We start from the raw sequence: 22,048 nt of genomic DNA, 5'->3' as shown, positions 1-22,048 counted from the left end.
GGGATAATCCCCGCCATGAGCGGCAACACTTTCGGAACACTCTTCGCGGTCACCAATTTCGGCGAATCGCACGGCCCGGCCATCGGCTGCGTCATCGACGGCTGCCCGCCCGGCATGGCACTGAGCGAGGCCGACATTCAGGGCGATCTCGACCGCCGCCGCCCCGGCACCAGCCGCCACGTCACCCAGCGCAACGAACCCGACGCGGTGCAGATCCTCTCCGGCGTGTACGAGGGCAAGACCACCGGCACCCCCATTGCCCTGCTGATCCAGAACACCGACCAGCGCAGCAAGGACTACGGGCAGATCGCCCAGCAGTTTCGCCCCGGCCATGCCGACTTCACCTACTGGAAGAAGTACGGCATTCGCGATCCGCGCGGCGGCGGGCGCTCTTCGGCGCGGCTCACGGCGCCCATGGTGGCGGCCGGCGCGGTCGCCAAGAAGTGGCTAGCCGAAAAACACGGCATGGTGTTTCGCGGCTGCATGACGCAGATCGGTGAGATCGCGATTCCCTTCGAGAGCTGGGAGCACGTGCCCCACAACCCCTTCTTCGCCCCCATCGCCGACGTGAGCGCGCTGGAGGACTACATGGACCGCCTGCGCAAGGCCGGCGACTCGTGCGGCGCGCGCATCCGCGTCACGGCGACCCACGTGCCCATCGGCCTGGGCGAACCGCTGTTCGACAAGCTCGACGCCGAGATCGCCTACGCGATGATGGGCATCAATGCGGTGAAGGCGGTCGAGATCGGCGCCGGCTGGGACAGCGTCACGCAGCGCGGCACCACGCACGGCGACTCGATCACGCCGACCGGCTTCGTCACCAACAACGCCGGGGGCATCCTCGGCGGCATCAGCTCGGGGCAAGACCTCGAGGTGAGCATCGCGATCAAGCCCACCAGTTCGATCATCAGCCCGCGCCAGTCCATCGACGTGAACAACAACCCCGTCGAGGTGGTCACCAAGGGCCGCCACGATCCGTGCGTCGGCATCCGTGCCACGCCCATCGCCGAGGCCATGCTGGCGCTGGTCGTCATGGAGCACGTGCTGCGCAACCGTGCGCAGTGCGGCGACGCGCAGACCGACGCACAAAAGACCGAAGCCTCGTCGCCCCAGGCGTCTTTCCTCTAGTGTCCGCCCCGCCACCTGTGGCTGCCGGGCGCGGCCACCTGCTGGCGTTCGCTGGTCTGTCGGCCAGCTATTTCGCGCACATCGGTTTCTTCAACCCCTACCTGCCGCTGTGGCTCAAGGACCTGGGGCTGCCGATCTTCACCATCAGCCTGCTGGCCTCGGTGCAGTCGATCACACGGGTGTTCGCACCCTATGCCTGGGGGGCGCTCAGCGACCACACCGGGCACCGCGTGAAGCTGCTGCGCTTCAGCGCGGCGGTGGCGCTCGTCAGTTCGTTCGGCCTGTGGTGGCACGGCGGCGCCTGGTGGCTCGCGCTGGTGCTGCTGGTCATGTTCACCCACACCAGCTCGATGATGTCGCTCACCGAAGCGGCCATGGCCCAGCTGGTGGCCGGCGACTGGGGGCGCTACGGACGCATCCGTCTGTGCGGTTCGGCCGGTTTCCTGCTCACGGTGTTCGTGGCGGGCGAGTGGTTCGAGCGCTTCGGCATGAAGCACTTTCCGGCGTGGGCTGCGGGCACGCTGGGCATCGTGCTCATCGCCACCATGAAGCTGCCCGACGTGCGCGAGCCGGTGGCCGCGCACGGCAGTGTCAAGCCGCCCATCGGCCCGGTGCTGCGCAACCCGGCGGTGCGGTGGTTCTTCGCCGCGCTGTTCTTCCAGGTGATGTCGCACTTCTCGGTGTACGCGTTCTTCTCGCTCTACCTCGATTCCATCGGCTACGGCAAGAGCACCATCGGCCTGCTGTGGGCGCTGTCGGTGGTGGCCGAGATCGTGTGGTTCTTTCTGCAGGGCCGGCTCATCGGCCTGATGCCGATGCCGCGCTGGATGCTGGTGTGCGGCATCGCGGCCGTGGCGCGGCTCGGGCTGACCGCGGGTCTGGGCGGCTCGATGGCGGCGCTCGTCGTCGCGCAGTGGCTGCATGCGCTGAGCTTCGCGGCGCACCACACCACCTGCATCGCGATGGTGTCGCGCCGCTTTCCCGGCCACCTGCGCGGGCGGGGGCAGGCGCTGTTCACGGTGATCGGCTACGGCTTCGGCGGCGTGCTGGGCGTGCTGCTCGGCGGCGCCGTGGCGCAGGTCTTCGGGTACCGCACGATGTTTGCGGCCGCTGCCGTGCTTGCGGTGGCGGGCAGCCTGTGCGCGTGGCGGGTGGTGACGCTCGAACGCAGGGAGCGGGCGGCTCGGGCCTGAGCGCGAGGCAAAGTGTCACGGGCCCTACACGCCCGCGTCACCGGTGCTTTTTACGCTGCGCGCTTCGCAACGTTTCGCCCTCATTCCCATGTCCGTTTCCGACGACCCGCGCGGCCCGCGCACGCCGTGCACCGCCTCGCCTTCCCTTTCGAACACCGAGTCGAACGCCGCATCCCACACTGCCGCATCGAATGCGCCCGCGCGCCGGCAGATGCTCAAGCTCGGCGCCTCCCTGCTGACGGTGGGCGGCGGCAGCGCCCTGCTGGCTGCCTGCGGTGGCGGCAACGACGGCGCTTCGTCCGTGTCGGGGCCGTTGCCGGCGCCTGCGCCGGTGCCCACCCCGGCACCGCCCGCCAGCGCGCCGCCAGCCGCGAAGATCTCCAGCTTCGCGCTGGCCGTGATGCCCGACACCCAGTTCTACGCGCGCTACGCCACGGCCGCCGAGAGCGACCAGTACGACAAGCGCTTCGGCAGCGCGCCCTTCGCCGCGCAGACGAAATGGATCGCCGCCAACGCCCGCGCGCTGAACATTCCCTTCACCATCCACCTCGGCGACGTGGTCGACCAGGTGGGCAAGCCCGACCAGTGGAAGGTGGCCGACGCCGCGATGAAGGTGCTGGAAGACGCCAAGCTGCCCTACAGCGTGCTGGCCGGCAACCACGACGTGCTGAACGACGTCGACTACAGCCTCGATCCCGTGGGCGGTACCGACGCCACCCGCACGCTGGCGAACGAGCCGTACCTCCAGTGGTTCGGCGCCGAGCGCGCGAAGAAGCAGGCCACCTTCGGCGCGCGCGACCCGAGCGGCTTTCATGAATACCACGTGTTCGAGGCGCAGGGCCAGAAGTTCATGGTGCTGTCGCTGTCGTGGCGCATTTCCACCGCGGGCATCGCCTGGGCCCGCCAGGCGATCGCGAAGAACCCGACGCTGCCCGTCATCCTGGTGAACCACCAGCTGCTCAACATCGACGCCGACGGCACCAGCCCGCTCGAAACCGACTACGGCAAGATGCTCTGGGAGAAGCTGATTCGCGACAACGACCAGATCTTCATGACGCTCAACGGCCACCACCACGGCGCCGCGCACCTCACCAAGACCAACGACTTCGGCCACAAGGTCGAGGAGATGGTGGTCGACTACCAGATGGCCTACCAGGGCGGCAACGGCCTCATGCGCCTGTACGAGTTCGACCTCACGAACAGGCAGATCAAGGTGCTGTCGTTCTCGCCGTGGGTGCCGCAGAAGCCGGCCGGCACGCTCAACAGCTTCGACCAGGCCGTGCTCACCACGCCCAACGAGGCTTTCGTCATCGACATGGATTTCGCGCAGCGCTTCGCCGGCTTCAACAAGGGCTTCGGCACCGGCAGCGCCACCGTCGACAGCTCGCTGGTCGACCAGGCGCGCGCCATGATCCTGGCCAACTACAAGGACCCCGCCACGCTCGAGCAGCGGCCGGCGGCCGACGCCAACGACTACCCGCAGGTGGCGAACACGCTGGCGCACTGGCGATTCTTCGGCGGCACGGTCAACCAGCCGGTGCTGCCGGGCACCGTGGTGGCCGACCTCACGGGCAACAACCCGCTGCACCGCGACACGCTCAACCAGGGAGGCATCACCGGTGCCGCCGACGGCGACGTGGTGTGGACCGACGACCGCCATCACCTGTCGGCCGCGCCGGGCTCGGTGCGCTTTCTCAACACCAACAAGAACACGCCGCGGCTGAGCTATTTCCTCACCGACGCGGCCGCGCCGATCAACGCACAGACGCTGGACAACGGCTACACCGTCGAGGCCTTCGTCAAGATCGACAAGAGCTGGACCAGCGGCAACCAGGCGTGGATGAACATCATGACGCGCGACGGCCGTCGCGGCGACCTGTCGGGCTACACAGGAGACGACCCGGAAGCCCCGCCCATGCTGTTCGCCATCTCGAGCCTGCGCGAGGTGCAGTGGGAGGTGGTGCCGAACCAGTCGGGCAGCCGCGCGCCCAAGACCAACTGGTCGGGCGAGGTGATCGCCGACCGCTGGGTGCACATCGCCATCGTGAACGACCCCACGTCGCACGACACCACGATGTACGTCGAAGGCGCCCCGGTGCTGCGCAACGCGGCGGCCATTCCTGGACTGGCCACGCTCTCGGCCACCTCGCCCTGGGTGGTGGGCGGCGGCTCTTGGAACGGTGCGCGCGCCGACGGCTTCTTCGGCAACATCGGCGAGGTGCGGGTGGTGGCCGCGGCGCTGGCGCCCGCGCAGTGGCTCACGGCGCGCAAGCCGGGCTGACGAGTCCGAAGCTTCCTGCTGCGCAGCGGCGCCGAAAAAAGAACAGCCGCGCTGTGCATGCCATGGGCAGCGCAGCGCGGCTTGTGTGGGTCAAGGCCGGCAGTCACGCCCCGGCCTTGCCATCAGGTCAGCGGCTCAGGCCGACCTGCAGGTAGCCGGCGACCGGCCCGGTGCGCGCGCCCACCACCACCGACAACGTGCCGTCCTGGGTGCCGAAGTAGGTTTCGTTGCTCGGATCCGTGAAGCCACGCAGGTTCGCGATCGTGGCACTCGGCGAGTTCAGGTTTGCAATGAAGCCGTAGCCCGTCGCATCGCCGCGCGCGAGCAATGTCGAATAGGTCGTTGCATCGAAGTCCAGTGTGCCCCAGCTGCCATTGGTGTCGCCCCCGCTGGTCTTGCTCGCTGGCCAGGACGCGGACTCGACGAGGCCGATGCGAAACACCGCGTCGTTCGGCGCCTTGGGGTTGGTGCCGGCCGACAGGTACACGTTCTTGCCTGCCACACGGGCGATGTAGAAGGCCCCTGCGTCCAGCGGATCGGCCACGTTGGCGATGTTCCATGCATCGGGGGTTGCGCCCGGCGTCACGTTGTACGTCAACAAGGAGGGTGCAGGACAAGCTGCAATGGAGGTGATGCCCACTTCGTCGCACATGTAGAGCACGGTGCCCGCGCCGGTGACTTGCACTTGCCGGATGTTCGAGTCACGCGTGGCGGCTTGCATGTTGATGCCCAGGCGCGTGTAGGTGCCGTCGAGCGCCGACGGTGTCGTCACCAGCGCGCGCGACGCCACGAAGGGTTGCACGGCGTAGGTGCCGGGGACCTTCGCAACCTGGAACGGGAAGCTGCCCACCACTGTGTCCGTGGTGATCCGGAACCGGGTGTTGATGGCCTTGGCCGTGTTGCGCGTGCTCTTGAACAGATAGGTGCCGGCCTCCGTAGGGTCGGTGCTGTAGGCGGCCGAGACGTTGGCGCCGGTGTCGTCCGTCATGACGTACGACAGCGTGTCGAAATTGAGCGCCAGGGCCTGCCTGGTGCCGTTGGCCGCAAATACCTTGTAGGAGCCGTTGCGAGCGTCGCCTGCAGAGACTATGAAGACGGCATCCTTGGTCAGCGCCGCGTTGGACGTCGCCTTGGCGCTGACCGTGAGCACGCTGCTGGCGGTGGTCGAGTTGACGATTTGCGCCGACCATTTGTTGCTCGAAATGTCGGGGTCGCGCAGGCTCACCGAGCCTGACGGCGCCGAATTGCTCGTCCAGTCGGCGCCCAGGTTGGGGACCACGGTGACCGTATCGCCAGGCTTCACCGAATACTGGCCGCTGCCGTCCTCGGTGGCGCTGTTGCCGTTCACCGTGACGCTGAAACTCAGCGTGGCCGCCGGAACGGGCAGCAGCGGGAACGCGGCACCGCCGCCACCGCCTCCGCCACCACCACCACAGCCGCTCAATCCCCCGATCAGCACCGCCGCGCTTGCAGCGTACGAATACCATTTCATTACAGAATTTCCCTCTTTTTTGATTTGACCGAATCATTGAAGTTGGCGACTCGGCTTTTAAATCGTAAGCGGAAAATTAAAAAAGTAAGTGAATGCAATGTCGGGGTTAATCGCTGTGTGGCAAACCGGCGGCGACAGCCCTGGCAAAGCCAGGAGGCGCCATGACGTGTCGCTCAACCGGGTAGAACTTTTTTCTAATTTGTGCCTTTAACAATTATTGGAATTGCTTCTTACCGTAAATCAACATTTAAAATAATTGTGAAAACAAGCAAGGGGAGGTGAGCGTGAAGCTCAATTCGCAAACAATATTCGTATTGGATCAAATCCAATTAGGCATTTTTTCTTATAAACAGCCCGCGGCGTTGCAATGAGCCGCCGCGTCAGTATCCAGACCCCGCTGGGCGAGGCGTTGCAGCTGCGCCAGTTGGTGGGCCGCGAAGCGCTCAGTCAGCTGTACGCGTTCGACATCGACCTGCTGGGCAACAGCAACGGACTCGAGCCCAAGGCGCTGCTGGGCAAGGCGGCCACCGTGGTGCTCGAAACCGAGGGCGGTGTGCGCTACCTGGGCGGCATCGCCACGCGCTTCGGCCTGCAGGAGGAAGACGCGCGCAGCTCGTTCTACCGGCTGCGCCTGCGCCCCTGGCTGTGGCTGGCCACGCGGCGCAGCGACTTTCGCATCTTCCAGGGCAAGAGCGTGCCCGACATCCTCACCGAGGTGCTCGGCAGCTACGGCCATCCCGTCGAGAAGAAGCTCACGCGCGCCGACTACCGCCGCTGGGACTACTGCGTGCAGTACCACGAGAGCGACTTCCACTTCGTCTCCCGCCTGTGCGAGCTCGAAGGCATCTACTACTACTTCCGCCACGAGGCCGCGCAGCACGTGCTGGTGTTCGCCGACGACATGGCCGGCTCGCACAGCCCGCTGCCCGGCGGCGAAGAGGTGCGCTACCACCCGCTGGAAAAATCGGGCATGGGCCAGCGCGAGCGCATCTATGCGTGGGAGATCGCGGAAGAAGTGCGCCCCGGCCACCACTACAACGACGACTACGACTTCGAAAAGCCCAAGGCCGAGCTGTCGCACCTGCGGCAGATGCCGCCGGGGCACGACCACGACAGCTACGAGCAGTACGAGTGGCCCGGCGGTTTCACGCAGCACGGTGACGGTGAAACCTACGCGCGCATCCGCAACGAAGAGCAGCTGAGCCAGCGCAGCCGCGTCACCGGCCGCGCGAACCTGCGCGAGCTGGCGCCCGGCCACACGCTGCGCCTGAGCGGCCACCCGAAGGCCGACCAGAACCGGCAGTACCTGCTGGTGGGCGTGAGCTACCACCTGCAGGAGACCCTGCAGGCCAGCGAGGGCGCGCAAGGCACCGAGGGCTCGGTGCAGCGCTTCGCGTTCGACGCGCAACCCACCAGCTACCCCTGGCGCCCTGTGCGCACCACGCCCAAGCCGCGCACGCGCGGGCCGCAGACCGCGATGGTGGTGGGCCCGCAGGGCGAGCAGATCTGGACCGACGCCTACGGGCGCATCAAGGTGCAGTTCCACTGGGACCGCATCGGGCAGGAGAACGAGAACTCCAGCTGCTGGGTGCGCGTGTCCACTGCGTGGGGCGGCGCCACCTTCGGCATGACCTCGGTGCCGCGCATCGGCATGGAGGTGATCGTCGACTTCCTGAACGGCGATCCCGACCACCCCATCGTCACCGGCTGCGTGCACAACGCGGACACCATGCCTGCGTGGGAGCTGCCCGGGCAGAAGCACCTGTCGGGCATTCGCAGCCGCGAGCTCGGCGGCGGGCGCAGCAACCACCTGGTGCTGGACGACACGCAGGGCAAGATCCAGGCGCAGCTGCGCAGCGACCACCAGGCCAGCCAGCTGAGCGTGGGCCACATCGGGCGCATCGAGGACACCGCGGGGCGCCAGGAGCCGCGCGGCCAGGGCTTCGAGTTGCGCACCGACGGGCACGGCGCGGTGCGCGCGGCCCGGGGCCTGCTGCTGACCACCGAGCCGCGTGCCAATGCACAGGCGCACACCACCGACATGGGCGAGACCGTGGCGCGGCTCACGCAGGGCCGCGACCTGCACGAGGGGCTGAGCCAGGCGGCGCAGGACGCCAAGGCCCACGAGGCCGGCGACCAGGACGAGGTCACGCAGGAGCTGAAGGCGCAGAACGAGGCCATCAAGGGCCAGGGCGCGGGCGACCGCGTGCAGGGCGAGTTTCCCGAGTTCCAGGCGCCGCACCTCACGCTGGCGAGCAAGGAGGGCATCCAGACCGCGGCGCAGGGCTCCACCCATGTGGTGAGCAACGAGCACAACGCGCTCACCAGCGGCGGCCACACCAGCGTGAGCGCGGGCAAGAGCTTTCTGGCGAGCGCGAAGAACGCGGTGCGCCTGTTCGCCCACAAGGCCGGCATGAAGCTGGTGGCGGCGGGCGCCGACATCGACATCTCGGCGCTGAAGGACAGCGTGAACGTGCTGGCCAAGCTCAACATCACGCACACGGCCAGCCGGATCACCATCAGCGCGAAAGAGGAGGTGGTGATCAACGGCGGCTCCAGCTACAGCCGCTGGAGCGCCGGCGGCATCGAGCACGGCACCTCGGGCACCTGGCGCGAGCATGCGGCGGTGCACAGCCTGGTAGGGCCGGCCAGCGAGGGCAAGCCGTCGCTGCCCAACCCCGCGCCGCTGCCCAAGGGGCAGCTCGACCTGTACCACCAGTACGTCAAGCCGACCGGCGAGAAGCGCCAGGGCGTGGCGCAGGGCGACTTCACGGTGGTCGACTCCGAAGGCGGCTCGCACGCGGGCACCCTCGACCGCAACGGCTTCGCGAGCGTGGCGGGCCTGCCCATCGGCACGGCCAAGGTGACCTTCGGAAAGGACCCGCGCGATCCATGGGACGAGGGCAGCTACTTCGGCACGCCCGAAGACTGGAAGGCCAGGAGTGCCGGCAGCGCGGAGCCGACCGGCGCGGGCGGCGGGGTGTCGGGCACGGGCGGCGCGGCGGGCCTGCTGGCCGGCGCCTCCGGGCTGCTGGGTGGTGTGGGCGGCGTGGCCAGCGTGGGAAGTGCCGCCGGCGCCGCGGCTGCGCTGGCGGGTGTCGCCGGCGTGGGCAGCGGTGCGGCGGGCGCGTTGGCCAGGGTCACGCAGGCGGCGAGCCTGGCGCAGCAGACCGTGGGGGCCGCGCAGTCGTTCCAGCAGGGCGGCGCGAAGGCGCTGCTCGGGCAGGCGAGCCAGGCCGCCACGGGCATGGCGATGCAGGCGGCCGGCGCCAGGCTGGGGCCGATGGGTGCGCCGGTCACCGGTGCGGTCACCGGAGCCATGGGTGGCATGAAGCCGCCGAAGCCCGACGCCGCGCCGGCTCCAGCCGCCATTGCGACCGCGGGCCGCACACCCGGCTTCACAGGCTGACGCGCCGCACCTCCACAACCGAACACATCAGCCTCCAGAGCACAGGAAAAAATGGCAGGACAGGAAGCAGCGCCGACGCCGCAGGCGGCGGAGCGCGAACCCCAGACGGCGGTCGCGCCACTGAACACCATCGTGCCGGAAGACATCGCCGCGTCCAGCAAGGCGGTGGACGACTGGCTGCGCTCCTTCACCGGCGGCTACGTCACGCTGGAGCGCCTGACGATGGTGCTGGGCAGCATTCCGGTCATCGGCAACATCATGGCGCTGGTGGATGTGTTCCTGGACATCATCAACATCGTCGAGAAGAAGGCCAAGGATGGCATCGAGGCCTTCCTGCTCTGGGTGAGCCTTGGCATCAACCTCATTGGCCTGATTCCGCTGCCGCCGAGCATGGCGGCCGCGCGCATGAGCCTGCGGCCCACGCTGCACCTGGTGCGGCAGGAGCTGAAGAACGCCGCGTCCAACCTGGGCGAGGCCATCGTCACCACGCTGGTGGGCCACCTGAACGCCACCATCGCCGGCGAGCTGGAAGTCTTCATCGACGGCGCGATCGCCAAGCTCGGCGACATGCTGCAAGGCTGCGCACGGCTGAGCGACAGCATCGTGGACAACCTGGTCGACACCCTGCAGCGCGTGCTGGGCCAGAAGGACATGTTCACGGTCGCCACGCCCGTCGCGGCCGAAACCCAGGTGCACGACCCCCAGACCCAGAGCACCTGGCGCCGGTTGTGGGGCACCGCCGTCAAGTACGGCAAGCAGTCGGCCAACTACGCGGCCAAAGTGGCGGCCAACCGGCTGCCCGACAGCGTGGCGGGCGAGGTCAACCGCGTCATCGCCGGCCTGCTGGACTTCAAGAAGACCTTTCGCAACCAGCTCGTTCAACTGGCCGACAAGGAGGCACAGGCCAGCATCATGTGGCTGCTGCACAAGCTGCTGGCCGCCATCGCGCGCAAGAAGGGTCAGCGCGGCGCCGTCGTGTCGCCGCAGGCGGGCGCCAAGGCCGAGAAGGACAAGCCGGGCACCCAGCTCGAGCACGTCAACAAGCAAGCCGACGCCAAGAAAGACGCCGGCTGCAAGAACTGCCCCGCGCCCGTGGCGCTGGGCAAGTCGATCAGCTTGGTAACGGGCTGCGAAAGCTTCACCCACACCGACTTCATGCTCGCCGCGCCGCTGCCCATCGAATGGGCGCGCACCTACCGCAGCCAGCTCGACGCCTACGACCGTTCGCCCCTGGGCGCGCGCTGGCTCACGGCCTACAGCACGCGCGTGGACCAGGCAACGCCGGCCCGTGGCGAGCGCCAGGGCCAGCCCAGCCTGGTCTATCACGCGGCCGACGGCCGCAGCCATGCCTACCCGTTGCTGGCGGTGGGCCAGGTGTACCGCGATCCCGTTGAAGAGGTGACGGTGTCGCGCCTGAACGAACGGCTGCTGACGCTGGACTTCGGCAAGCCGATGCCCGTCGGCGAGCAGGGTGCCTGGCGCGAGATCTACGAGCTGGTGCCAGGCGAGCCGCACACGCACTACCGGCTGGTCACGCTGCAGGCCAGGGACGGCCTGTCCATCGGCCTGCGCTACGACCACGTGATCGCGGCCACCGGCGAGCAGGTGCTCAGCGACATCATCAGCAAGCAGGGCGACGTGACGATGGCGCACGTGGGCACGCTGCCCGATGCGCAGACCGGGCTCATCCGGTCGCTGTGGGAGCTGAAGGACGGCCAGGTGCTGCGCCAGCTGGCCGCCTACACGCATGACGGCCAGCGAGACCTGGTCGAGGCGCGGGACGAGAACGGCGCCGGCTGGCGCTACAGCTACAGCCATCACCTGGTGACCCGCTACACCGACCGCACCGGCCGCGGCATGAACCTCGAATACGACGGCACGGGCCCCGATGCCAGGGCCGTGCGCGAATGGTCCGACGACGGCAGCTTTGCGCTGAAGTTCGAGTGGGACAAGAACATCCGCCTCACCTACGTGACCGACGCGCTGGGCGGCGAGACCTGGTTCTACTACGACATCCTGGGCTACACCTATCGCGTCATCCATCCCGACAAGCTGCAGGAATGGTTCTTCCGCGACGACGCGAAGAACCTCACCCGGCACGTGCATGCCGACGGCAGCACCGACGACTACAGCTACGACCTCGACGGCAACCTGCAGGTGCACACCCGTGCCGACGGCAGCCGCGTGCATTTCGAATACGACGCACTGAACCGCATGACGGGCCTGCGCGACGCTGAAGGCCACATCTGGAAGCGCAGCTACGACGCGCAGGGGCACGTCACCGAAGAAATCGACCCCCTGGGTCACAAGACCGAATACGCCTACGACAAGGCCGGCCGGCCGATCGGCATCACCGACGCCAAGGGCGGCGCCAAGCGCCTGACGTACACCTCCGCCGGCCAGCTCGCCAGCTACACCGACTGCTCGGGCAAGACCAGCCGGTGGGAGTACGACAGCCGCGGCCGGTTGAGCCGGACCATCGACGCGGCCGGGCAGGCCACGCGCTACCGCTACACCGCGACGGGCGAGCAGGCTTCGGGCGGCGACGCCAATCACCCGGGCCGGCTGGAGGAAGTCTCGCTGCCCGACCAGACCCGCGAGCACTTCGTGCACGACGCCGAAGGGCGGCTGCTCGCTCATACCGATGCGCTGGGCCGCCGCACCCGCTACAGCTACAACCGCGCGGGCCTGGTGGCCGGGCGCACCGACGCCGCGGGCCGTACCTTGCGCTACCACTGGGACCTGGCGGGTCGCCTCGCCGAGTTGCACAACGAGAACGGCAGCCACTACAGCTTCCGCTACGACCCGGCGGGGCGACTGCTGGAAGAAACCGGCTTCGACCGGCAAAGCAGGCAGTACGTGTACGAGGAAGCCACCGGCGCACTGCTGCGGGTGGTGGAGGCCGGTGCGCACACCACGGCATTTCAGTTCGACGCGATGGGCCGCCTGGTGCAGCGCACGGCCGGCGAGGCAGGCGAGGGAGGCAACGCGCAGACTGAGCGCTTCGCCTTCGACCGCAACGGCCGGTTGACGGAGGCCGCCAACGGCGACGCCAAACTGCAATGGTTCTACGACGCCGCCGGCAACCTGACCCGTGAGCACCACCACCACCTGGCCCGGTCGCAAACGGCGGTGTGGCAGCACCGCTACGACGAGCTCAACCAGCGCATCGCGACCATTCGGCCCGACGGCCATGTGACGCAATGGCTGACCTACGGCTCGGGCCACGTGCACGGACTGCTGGTCGACGGGCAGGACATCCTGGGCTTCGAGCGCGACGACCTTCATCGCGAAACCGCCCGCGCGCAGGGCAACGGCCTGAACCAGCGCCTGCGCTACGACCCCGTGGGCAGGCTGCTGGAGCAGCAGGTGTCGCCCGCCAAACCGGCCAGCGCCGGCACGGCCGAGGCGCTGAGCCTGCGCCGCAGCTACGGCTACGACAAGGCCGGCCAGTTGACCGACATCGGCGACAGCCGGCGCGGCAACCTGAGCTATCGCTACGACCCCGTGGGCCGCCTGCTCGAAGCCAGCAGCCGACTGGGCCGCGAGACCTTCGCCTTCGACCCGGCCGGCAACATCGCGGACATCGCCGCCGCCGAGCCCAGGCACCCGGGCCCGCACACCGTCAACCGCGTGCTGGACAACCTGCTCAAGGAATACGCGGGCACCACCTACCGCTACGACAAACGCGGCAACCTGTGCGAGCGCGTGAAGAACGGACGCAAGACAACGTTCGAATGGGACGGCTTCAACCGCATGACCGCCGCCACCGATGCACAAGGCAGCACCCGCTTCAGCTACGACCCGATGGGCCGGCGCATCGCCAAGCGCTCGCAGCACAGCATCACGCTGTTCGGCTGGGACGGCGACACGCTGGCCTTCGAGAGCACGCAGAGCCTGGCCGGCGACAGCGAGCGGCAAGGCCGCGGCTGGAGCGTGCACTACATCCACGAGCCGGATTCGTTCGTGCCGCTGGTGCAGGTCAGGCAGGCGAAGGCCATTGCGCTGAGCACCACCACCGACGTGAAGGCGCTGATGCAGGCCAACGGCGGCTCCTACGACATTGCGCAAGACCCGCTGTGGAACGGCGAGCAACTGCCCGCGCCGACCGCCTTCGCGAGGGAAGAAATTGCCTTCTACCAATGCGACCACCTGGGCACGCCGCAGGAGCTCACCGACCACAACGGCCAGGTGGCCTGGTCGGCGCAGTACAAGGCATGGGGCGAGGCCAGGGAGGTGATCAGCGAGGCCGGTCGAAGAGCCGGCTTTGCCAACCCGATCCGTTTCCAGGGGCAGTACCTGGACGAGGAGACCGGGCTGCACTACAACCGGCACCGCTACTACGACCCGCAGGCCGGCCGATTCGTCAGCAGCGACCCGCTGGGCCTGGGCGGCGGCATCAACACGCATGCCTACGTGCCCAACCCGGTGGCCTGGGTCGACCCACTGGGCCTGCAGGCCGCGCCGGCCTGCAAGAAGCCCAAGGGCGGGCGCTTTGCCACGGCCGACGGCGCGGCCAAGGCGGCCATGATGCGCTACAACGACAAGTCCATTCGCGACAACGTGGAGTACGGCGGCCTGGTCTACCAGACGCCCGACGGCAAGTACGACTACACCAAGGCCACCAGGGGCGAGAAGGACACCGTCAACCCCTGGAGTCCGCTGTCGCCGAACATGCCCCGGTGCGCGCAGGAAGTGGGCTACTGGCACACCCATGGCGACCACTCCGACCGCGACGGAAACCGCACCACGCGCGCCAAGGACTACTACGGGAGCAACAACTTCTCGCCCGAAGACAAGGCCGCGGCCAAGCAAGGAATGGAACATGATCACCCCGATTACCGAGGCTACCTGGGCACGCCGAGCGACGGCTACAAGGGCTACGACCCTAAGGCCAATCAAACCTACAGGCTGTAAGGGCCTGATCATTGCGTTGGGAATCTTTATGAACATCCATGCCTCCGCCGCGCCGCTGTTCGAAGTCGAGGCGCCCGACCAGCTGCTGCTGGACACCCCCGTGGTCGCCGCGCTGAACAACGCGTACAGGCTCTTCGAGAAGACCGGCCAGGACCTGAACAACTTCACCGTTCGCATCGCCGAGCGCAAGAAGGAAAACGGCGAAGACGAGAACGGTGCAACCGCCATCGGCATCGCGTTCTCGGCCAAGCTGCCGCCGGGGCAGAAGGGGCTTGGCAACGCCAGCAAGCTGGGGCGTTCGGTGCTGTACATCGCCTCCAGGACGACGGGCGAAATCCTGCGGGAGCAGGGCAGCCGCTAGCGCGCCGCCCACGCGCTGCGCACCGACCCTTTCATGTCTTCCCAGATCATCATCCTCGCGCACGACCTGTGGCGCAAAGGCGCGGGCGGCGCCCCCGCCGGGCTGGTGGGCCAGGCCGACAGCTTCGCCTACGCGGGGCTCGATCTGGGCCTGGCCCAGTTCGCCGCCACCACCTTCACGGGCACCAGCTTCACCGCCACCAGCTTCAGGCAGGCGGGCTGGAGCGCCTGCCAGTTCACCGGCTGCAGCTTCACGCAGTGCGACTTCGGCGGCATCTCGGTCTCCGGCTGCACCTTCGTCAACTGCAGCTTCGCGCGCGCCAACTTCGACGGCGCCAGCATCGGCACCAGCACCTTCACGCAATGCCATTGGGACGACATCAGCTTCGCGGGCGGCCGGTGGACCGACGTGGGCGTGCTGAACTGCAGCGGCACCATGGTGCATGCACAGGGCCTGCAGGGGCGCAGTGTCGACTTCACGGGCAGCACCTTCGAGCAACTGGAGTTTCAGGGCGCCAACATCAACTGAGGGAGGGAGCGAGAAATGGCAGGGACGGAAGAAAAGAACGCGCCGGCGCAGCGCGAAACCCAGACGGCCGTGGCGCCGCTGAACACCATCGTGAAAGAAGACATCGCCGCGTCCAGCAAGGCGGTGGACGACTGGCTGCGCGGCTTCAGCGGCGGCTACGTCACGCTGGAGCGGCTCACCATGGTGCTGGGCAGCATTCCGGTCATCGGCAACATCATGGCGCTGGTGGATGTGTTCCTGGACATCATCAACATCGTCGAGAAGAAGGCCAAGGACGGCATCGAGGCCTTCCTGCTCTGGGTGAGCCTTGGCATCAACCTCATCGGCCTGATTCCGCTGCCGCCGAGCATGGCGGCCGCGCGCATGAGCCTGCGGCCCACGCTGCACCTGGTGCGGCAGGAGCTGAAGAACGCCGCGTCCAACCTGGGCGAGGCCATCGTCACCACGCTGGTGGGCCACCTGAACGCCACCATCGCCGGCGAGCTGGACACCTTCATCGAGGGTGCCATCGCCAAGCTCGACGGCATCCTGAAGAGCTGCGCCGACCTGGCCGACAAGATCATCGACAACCTGGTGGACATCCTGCGACGCGTGCTGGGGCAGAAGGACCTGTTCAACGTGGCCACGCCCGGCGCGGCCGAAGCCCGCGTGCATGACCCGAAGACGGAGAGCACCTGGCGCCGCATGTGGGGCACGGCCGTGCGCTACACCAAGCAGTCGGCCAACTACGTTGCCAAGACGGCCGCGAGCCAACTGCCCGCGGGCGTGGCCAGCCGGGTGGACGGCGTGATTTCGCAGATGCTCGACTTCAAGCGGCAGCTGCGCAGCCAACTGTCGGCGCTGGCCAACAAGGAGACGCAGGCCAGCATCATGTGGCTGCTGCACAAGCTCATGGACGCGCTGCTGCGCAGGAAGGGCAAGCAGCACGCGATGCTGTCGCCGAACACCGGCGCCAAGGCCGAGAAGGTCAAGCCCGGTGAGCCGCTCGAGCACATCACCAGGCAGGCGCCGGCGCAGGGAACGGGCGGCTGCAAGACCTGCCCTGCCCTGCCGCGCGTGGGCAAGTCCATCAGCCTGGCCACCGGCAACGAGAGCTTCACGCACACCGATTTCGCGCTCGCCGCGCCGCTGCCCATCGAGTGGTCGCGCACCTATGCGAGCGACCTCGACGCTTTCGACCGCGGCAGCCTCGGCGCACGCTGGATCACGCCGTTCAGCACGCGGGTGGACGTTGCCACGCCCGTGCGCGGTGCGCGCCAGGGGCAGGCCAGCTTCGTGTACCACGCGGCCGATGGCCGCAGCCACGCCTATCCGGTGCTGCAGGTGGGGCAGAGCCACTTCGATGCCATCGAGGAACTCCGCATCTCGCTGCTGAGCGAGAGCCTGCTGGCGCTGGACTTCGGCAAGCCGCTGCCCGCCGGCGAACAGAGCGAATGGCGCGAGATCTACGAGCGCGTGGACAGCCGCCAGCCGCACTACCGGCTCGTGGCGCAGCAGGCGAAGGACGGCAAGTCCATCGGCCTGCGCTACGACCATGTGATTGCGTCGACCGGCGAGCGCGTGCTCAGCGACATCGTCAGCAAGCAGGGCGAGGTCGTCATGGCGCACGTGGGCACGCAGCCCGATGCGCAGACCGGGCTCATCCAGTCGCTGTGGGAGCTGAAAGACGGCCAGGTCGTGCGCCAACTGGCCGCCTACACGCACGATGCGGAACGCGACCTCGTCGCCGCACAGGACGAAGACGGCGCGAGCTGGGCCTACACCTACGCGCACCATCTGGTCACCCGCTACACCGACCGCACCGGCCGCGGCATGAACCTCGAATACAACGGCACGGGCGCCGATGCCAAGGCGGTTCGCGAGTGGTCCGACGACGGCAGCTTCGCGCTCACGCTGGAGTGGGACCCGAACATCCGCCTGACCTACGTGACCGACGCAGTGGGCGGCGAGACCTGGCACTACTACGACATCCAGGGCTACACCTACCGCGTGATCCACCCCGACAAGCTGCAGGAATGGTTCTTTCGCGACGACGCCAAGAACATCACCCGCCATGTGCACACCGACGGCAGCACCGACGACTTCACCTACGACGAAGACGGCAACCTGCAAACCCACACGCGCGCCGACGGCAGCCGCGTGCATTTCGAGTACGACAAGCTCAACCGCCTGACGGGCATCCTCGATGCCGAAGGCGGCGTGTGGAAGCGCGATTACGACGCGCAAGGCCACCTGACGGAAGAGATCGACCCGCTGGGCCACAAGACCGAGTACGCCTACGACAAGGCCGGCCGGCCGGTGCGCATCACCGATGCGAAGGGCGGCGTGAAGTCGCTCGCCTATTCGCCCTCGGGCCAGTTGCTCAGCTACACCGACTGCTCCGCCAAGACCAGCCAGTGGGAATACGACGCGCGCGGCCGCCTCACCAAGGCCACGGATGCCGCGAGCAACGCCACCAGCTACCGCTACGCCGCCGGCCAGCTCGAACAGGTCGTGCAGCCCGACGAGACCGTCGAGCACTTCGTGCACGACGCCGAAGGCCGCCTGCTTACACACACCGATGCGCTCGGGCGTGCCACGCGCTACGGCTATACCCGAGCCGGGCTGATTGCCGGCCGCACCGACGCCGCAGGCCGCTCGCTCAAATACCAATGGGATCTGCTGGGCCGCCTGACCGAGCTGCACAACGAGAACGGCAGCCGCTACGACTTTCGCTACGACCCGGCGGGCCGCCTGCTCGAAGAGACCGGCTTCGACCGCAAGACCACGCAGTACATCCACGAAGCGACCACCGGCATCCTCGCCGAGGTGGTCGAAGCCGGCCACCGCACGGCGCTCGACTTCGATGCGCTCGGGCGCCTGAGCGAACGCAGGGCCGGCGAGCAGGCGGAGCACTTCGGCTACGACCGCAGCGGCCGGCTCATCGAGGCCGCCAACGGCGACGCGCGCCTGCAGTGGTTCTACGACGCGGCCGGCAACCTCACGCGCGAGCACCACGACTACCTCGAACGCAAGCGCACGGCCGTCTGGCAACACCGCTACGACGAGCTCAACCAGCGCATCGCCACCGTGCGGCCCGACGGCCACGTCACGCAGTGGCTCACGTACGGATCGGGCCATGTGCACGGCCTGCTGCTCGACGGTCAGGACATCCTGGAGTTCGAGCGCGACGACCTGCACCGCGAGGTGGCGCGCGAGCAAGGCAACGGCCTGAGCCAGCACCTGAAGTACGACCCCGCCGGGCGCCTGCTCGAACAGCAGATCTCGCGCACCAGGCCCGGCGCCGTCGAGGCTGCGAGCGCGGCCGGCATCCAGCGCAGCTACAGCTACGACAAGGCCGGCCAGCTCGTGGGCATCGGCGACAGCCGTCGCGGCAACCTCAGCTACCGCTACGACCCGGTCGGGCGCTTGCTCGAAGCCAACAGCCGCGTGGGCCGCGAGGTGTTCGCCTTCGACCCGGCCGGCAACATCGCCGACCCCGCAACGCCTGCAGACCCGGACCAGCGCGCAGTTGGCAAGCTGCTGGACAACCTGCTGAAGAACTACGCCGGCACCAGCTACCGCTACGACGAACGCGGCAACATGACCGAGCGCGTGCGCAACGGATGGCGCACCGTCTTCGCCTGGGACGGCTTCAACCGCATGACCGCGGCCACCGACCCGAGCGGCATCACCACCACCTTTGCGTACGACGCGCTGGGGCGGCGCATCGCCAAGCGAACGGGCGAGGCGACCACCCTGTTCGGCTGGGACGGCGATGTGCTCGCGTTCGAGAGCACGCAGAGCAAATCAGCGGTGGAAGAGGGCGGCGAGCACGGTTTCAGCGTGCACTACATCCACGAGGCCGGCTCGTTCGTGCCGCTGGTGCAGGTGCGCCAGGCGCGCGCGATGGCGCTGAGCGAGACGACGGATGCGAAGGCGCTGATGGAGGCCAACGGCGGCGTCTACGACATCGAGCAGGACCCACTGTGGAACGGTGAGCAACGCAGCGGCGCGGTGCCGCGTGCGTTCGACAGGAAGGAGATGGCGTTCTATCAATGCGACCACCTTGGCACGCCGCAGGAGCTGACGGACCATGAAGGGGTGGTTGCGTGGTCGGCGCAGTACAAGGCCTGGGGAGAGGCGCGGGAGGCGATCAGCGAGGCGGGGAGACGAGCGGGGGTGCGGAATCCGATACGGTTCCAGGGGCAGTATTTTGATGAAGAGACGGGGCTGCATTACAACCGGTATCGGTATTACGATCCGTGCGCAGGCCGATTCATTTCAAAGGATCCCATTGGCTTGATTGGCGGCTCAAATCTTCATCGATTTGCTCCCAACCCGGTAGCGTGGACCGATCCTTTGGGCCTTGCTCGAAAGAAAGGCATCACGCCAAACAACCAAGGCACGCGGACCACTATCGAAGGCGGGAAGCTTTCTGAACCTGTCGTCGGATACAGCGGTGGAGCTGGTGGAAAGGGGCCGCAGCACCCAGTGGTCAAAGAAATGTATGACGAGATCCCAGTAGACGATAGGTCCAAGACACACCCTTGGTGCGGCGAGCCCGACGCGCTTAGCAGCATCGCGCATTCGCACAATGCTTCTAGCGTTGACGAACTTCGGGGCATCGTTCAGGGAGGTACGTCGACGACCGTGAGAAATGATGGGAAGTTGATGCCGTACTGCAAATCGTGCAAGGTTGTCATGGGCCGGCTTGGTGTTTGTGATGGAGTGAAAGAATGATTGGTCCGTACACCGATGAAGAAATTAGCGAACTTGATGCTCTCGAAGAGCAACTGACGGACAGGCATGTGCCCTTTGGCCGAATGATGAAGATGTATGCCGAGTTCCTAAGCACTTGCATCTTGACTGGTCGGTTCGATCAGGCGATCCCACCGACGCAGCTGAACTTCATTGCTAAGCAACTTCAGGAGGCCGTTGTCAGCTCTGAAGCAAGCAATAGCGACGAGCTTCGCAAACCGGGCAAGCTTGCGCTATGGGCGTTGTCCGATCGTTCCGAAAAAGAAAACCCGGCCCTGGCCGCGTTGAGCCGATGCGCCGTCTGCTGCTTCTATGAAGACACAGACTGGAATCCGGACGAAAACGAAAGCCCAACGCCCTTACCGTTCTATCTTTTCTTGCTTAAGCGGCTTGCCCCCGAAATGGGCATGGAGTTTTTGAAGTACGCCCGGAAATATTTGCTTGATCCTCTGTGATTCGGCGCCAATCGACTGGGACAGCGCCCTGCTCGGGTTCGAGAGCACGCAGAGCAAATCAGCGATTCAGGAGGGCGGCGAGCGCGGCTGGAGCGTGCACTACATCCACGAGGCCGGCTCGTTCGTGCCGCTGGTGCAGGTGCGCCAGGCGCGCGCGATGGCGCTGAGCGAGACGACGGATACGAAGGCGCTGATGGAAGCGAACGGCGGGGTCTACGACATCGAGCAGGACCCGCTGTGGAACGGCGAGCAGCGTAGCAGCGCGGTGCCGCGTGCGTTCGACAGGAAGGAGATGGCGTTCTATCAATGCGACCACCTTGGCACGCCGCAGGAGCTGACGGACCATGAAGGCGCGGTTGCGTGGTCGGCGCAGTACAAGGCCTGGGGAGCGGCGCGGGAGGCGATCAGCGAGGCGGGGAGACGCGCGGGGGGCGGAACCCGATACGGTTCCAGGAGCAGTATTTTGATGAAGAGACGGGCTGCATTGCAACCGGTATCGGTATTACGACCCTTACAGCGGAAGATTCACGTCCAGCGACCCAATCAAACCTATTGGAGGCCCCAAATTCGTATGAATACGCGCTCAATCCGATCCAGTGGATCGACTTATTAGGGCTTCAAAGATCTAAGGGATGCCCCAATGCGCTTGAAGATGCAAAGCGAGAAGCAGCAAGGCTCAGGGCGATAGGCGGAAAATTACCCACAGCCACTTGTGCAATGGTGAACCGTAGAACCGGAAAGATCTATACCGGAACCAGTGAAACAAAACTCAAAAACATTAATGGAGAATTGGGAGTTGGCATGCCAGCATCTTCGTTGGAAAGCTGGGGCGCAAACAATTGCGCGGAAATTCATGCGGAAAATAAAGCATTAAAAGATGGGTCGTCCATTGTCGACCTCGATGTCGCTACTGTCTACACGAGGTCAGGAGAGCCGATGCCCTGTTGTAAAAATTGTTCGGTGACATTCAAGAAATTCAAGGTTCTGACAGGCAATAGATCATGGCTTATCAATTAAATCCAAAATTGACTGCTGCTCTGGGGCGTTTCGGTTGGAATTCTGCGCGAAAGATCGAAACGAATCAGTTTGCATCTGACTGGAAGAAAGATGGCTACAAAACATTTCGGGAAGCATTGGATTTTGCTGGATCTTTTGGAGGTATTAAATTAGTGCATCCCGCCTACAGCGGAGAATTATCCGATGAAAGCCATTTTGATCCTTCCGCGGCTACGCGTCGCTTAGACCGCGCTTGGATCGTTGGAGATTATGAACGACTCGCCGGCGAGGTGTTAATTCCGATCGGGCAAGGCTATTCCGGGCATTTGACGTTCTTAATTGGCGATTGCGGTGGCTTTTTTGGGGGGTATGACGATTACTTTTGCAGGATGGGGAAAACGGTAGAAGAAGCTTTGGACAAGATTATGTTTGGCGGTAAGTTTCAGAAGCTCTCGGAGTAAGACGGGTCTATTTGGTGCAAGGCCTGGGGGCTGTCTCTTATACACATCTCCGAGCCCACGAGACGAGTCATAGGATCTCGTATGCCG

At 66.3% G+C, this 22,048-nt stretch carries 12 protein-coding genes; 11 read left to right on the top strand and 1 reads right to left on the bottom strand.

From position 1 onward, the window contains the following. The first annotated feature begins 15 nt into the window (after positions 1-15). From aroC to AC0IYU_RS14755, 3 genes are all read left to right on the top strand, one after another. Entirely contained in the window at positions 16-1,128 is a 1,113-nt protein-coding gene (gene aroC, locus AC0IYU_RS14765) for a chorismate synthase (RefSeq protein WP_472118036.1), read from the top strand. After that, positions 1,128-2,321, top strand: a complete 1,194-nt coding sequence (locus AC0IYU_RS14760) for an MFS transporter (RefSeq protein ID WP_472118033.1) — start codon at positions 1,128-1,130, stop codon at positions 2,319-2,321. Before aroC ends, AC0IYU_RS14760 begins: the two co-directional genes overlap by 1 nt. 88 nt (positions 2,322-2,409) lie before the next feature. Then, positions 2,410-4,602, top strand: coding sequence for a LamG-like jellyroll fold domain-containing protein (locus AC0IYU_RS14755; protein WP_472118030.1), 2,193 nt, complete (start codon positions 2,410-2,412; stop codon positions 4,600-4,602). A gap of 127 nt (positions 4,603-4,729) precedes the next feature. On the opposite strand, the gene AC0IYU_RS14750 is transcribed toward AC0IYU_RS14755, so the two are convergent. Beyond that, the gene (locus AC0IYU_RS14750) at positions 4,730-6,094 is read right to left on the bottom strand and encodes a hypothetical protein (RefSeq protein WP_472118027.1); all 1,365 of its coding nucleotides are present in this window, start codon (positions 6,092-6,094) and stop codon (positions 4,730-4,732) included. 367 nt (positions 6,095-6,461) lie between these two features. Here AC0IYU_RS14750 and AC0IYU_RS14745 point away from each other — a divergent pair, with 367 nt between their 5' ends. The 8 genes from AC0IYU_RS14745 to AC0IYU_RS14710 all read left to right on the top strand — a co-directional run bounded on the left by AC0IYU_RS14745 (position 6,462) and on the right by AC0IYU_RS14710 (position 21,961). Then, entirely contained in the window at positions 6,462-9,503 is a 3,042-nt protein-coding gene (locus tag AC0IYU_RS14745) for a type VI secretion system Vgr family protein (RefSeq protein WP_472118024.1), read from the top strand. 51 nt (positions 9,504-9,554) lie between these two features. Further along, positions 9,555-14,420 (top strand): RHS repeat-associated core domain-containing protein, encoded by a 4,866-nt coding sequence (locus AC0IYU_RS14740; RefSeq protein WP_472118021.1) that lies wholly within the window; start codon positions 9,555-9,557, stop codon positions 14,418-14,420. Between the two features lie 28 nt (positions 14,421-14,448). Continuing rightward, a complete protein-coding gene (locus tag AC0IYU_RS14735; protein WP_435485384.1) occupies positions 14,449-14,781 on the top strand; it encodes a hypothetical protein in 333 nt (110 codons plus the stop codon). A 33-nt stretch (positions 14,782-14,814) separates the two neighbouring features. After that, entirely contained in the window at positions 14,815-15,309 is a 495-nt protein-coding gene (locus AC0IYU_RS14730; RefSeq protein ID WP_472118018.1) for a pentapeptide repeat-containing protein, read from the top strand. Positions 15,310-15,324: 15 nt separating this feature from the next. Next, positions 15,325-20,031 (top strand): RHS repeat-associated core domain-containing protein, encoded by a 4,707-nt coding sequence (locus AC0IYU_RS14725; RefSeq protein ID WP_472118015.1) that lies wholly within the window; start codon positions 15,325-15,327, stop codon positions 20,029-20,031. Further along, complete coding sequence (locus AC0IYU_RS14720) at positions 20,028-20,504, top strand: hypothetical protein (protein WP_472118012.1); 477 nt, start codon at positions 20,028-20,030, stop codon at positions 20,502-20,504. Before AC0IYU_RS14725 ends, AC0IYU_RS14720 begins: the two co-directional genes overlap by 4 nt. Continuing rightward, positions 20,491-21,117, top strand: a complete 627-nt coding sequence (locus tag AC0IYU_RS14715) for an RHS domain-containing protein (protein ID WP_472118009.1) — start codon at positions 20,491-20,493, stop codon at positions 21,115-21,117. Before AC0IYU_RS14720 ends, AC0IYU_RS14715 begins: the two co-directional genes overlap by 14 nt. A 388-nt stretch (positions 21,118-21,505) precedes the next feature. Further along, complete coding sequence (locus tag AC0IYU_RS14710) at positions 21,506-21,961, top strand: SUKH-3 domain-containing protein (RefSeq protein ID WP_472118006.1); 456 nt, start codon at positions 21,506-21,508, stop codon at positions 21,959-21,961. Positions 21,962-22,048: the final 87 nt, after the last annotated feature.

The sequence above is a fragment of the Variovorax sp. AC103 genome, from assembly GCF_979254005.1.
Note: the sequence above shows the minus strand (reverse complement) of the source record. Positions and strands in the feature narration are given on the sequence as shown.

Bases quoted from the DNA above. Each gene is read 5' to 3' on its own strand.
- aroC (WP_472118036.1), top strand. From the start codon at position 16: ATGAGCGGCAACACTTTCGGAACACTCTTCGCGGTCACCAATTTCGGC.
- AC0IYU_RS14755 (WP_472118030.1), top strand. From the start codon at position 2,410: ATGTCCGTTTCCGACGACCCGCGCGGCCCGCGCACGCCGTGCACCGCC.
- AC0IYU_RS14750 (WP_472118027.1), bottom strand. From the start codon at position 6,094: ATGAAATGGTATTCGTACGCTGCAAGCGCGGCGGTGCTGATCGGGGGA.
- AC0IYU_RS14745 (WP_472118024.1), top strand. From the start codon at position 6,462: ATGAGCCGCCGCGTCAGTATCCAGACCCCGCTGGGCGAGGCGTTGCAG.
- AC0IYU_RS14740 (WP_472118021.1), top strand. From the start codon at position 9,555: ATGGCAGGACAGGAAGCAGCGCCGACGCCGCAGGCGGCGGAGCGCGAA.
- AC0IYU_RS14735 (WP_435485384.1), top strand. From the start codon at position 14,449: ATGAACATCCATGCCTCCGCCGCGCCGCTGTTCGAAGTCGAGGCGCCC.
- AC0IYU_RS14730 (WP_472118018.1), top strand. From the start codon at position 14,815: ATGTCTTCCCAGATCATCATCCTCGCGCACGACCTGTGGCGCAAAGGC.
- AC0IYU_RS14725 (WP_472118015.1), top strand. From the start codon at position 15,325: ATGGCAGGGACGGAAGAAAAGAACGCGCCGGCGCAGCGCGAAACCCAG.
- AC0IYU_RS14720 (WP_472118012.1), top strand. From the start codon at position 20,028: ATGATTGGTCCGTACACCGATGAAGAAATTAGCGAACTTGATGCTCTC.
- AC0IYU_RS14710 (WP_472118006.1), top strand. From the start codon at position 21,506: ATGGCTTATCAATTAAATCCAAAATTGACTGCTGCTCTGGGGCGTTTC.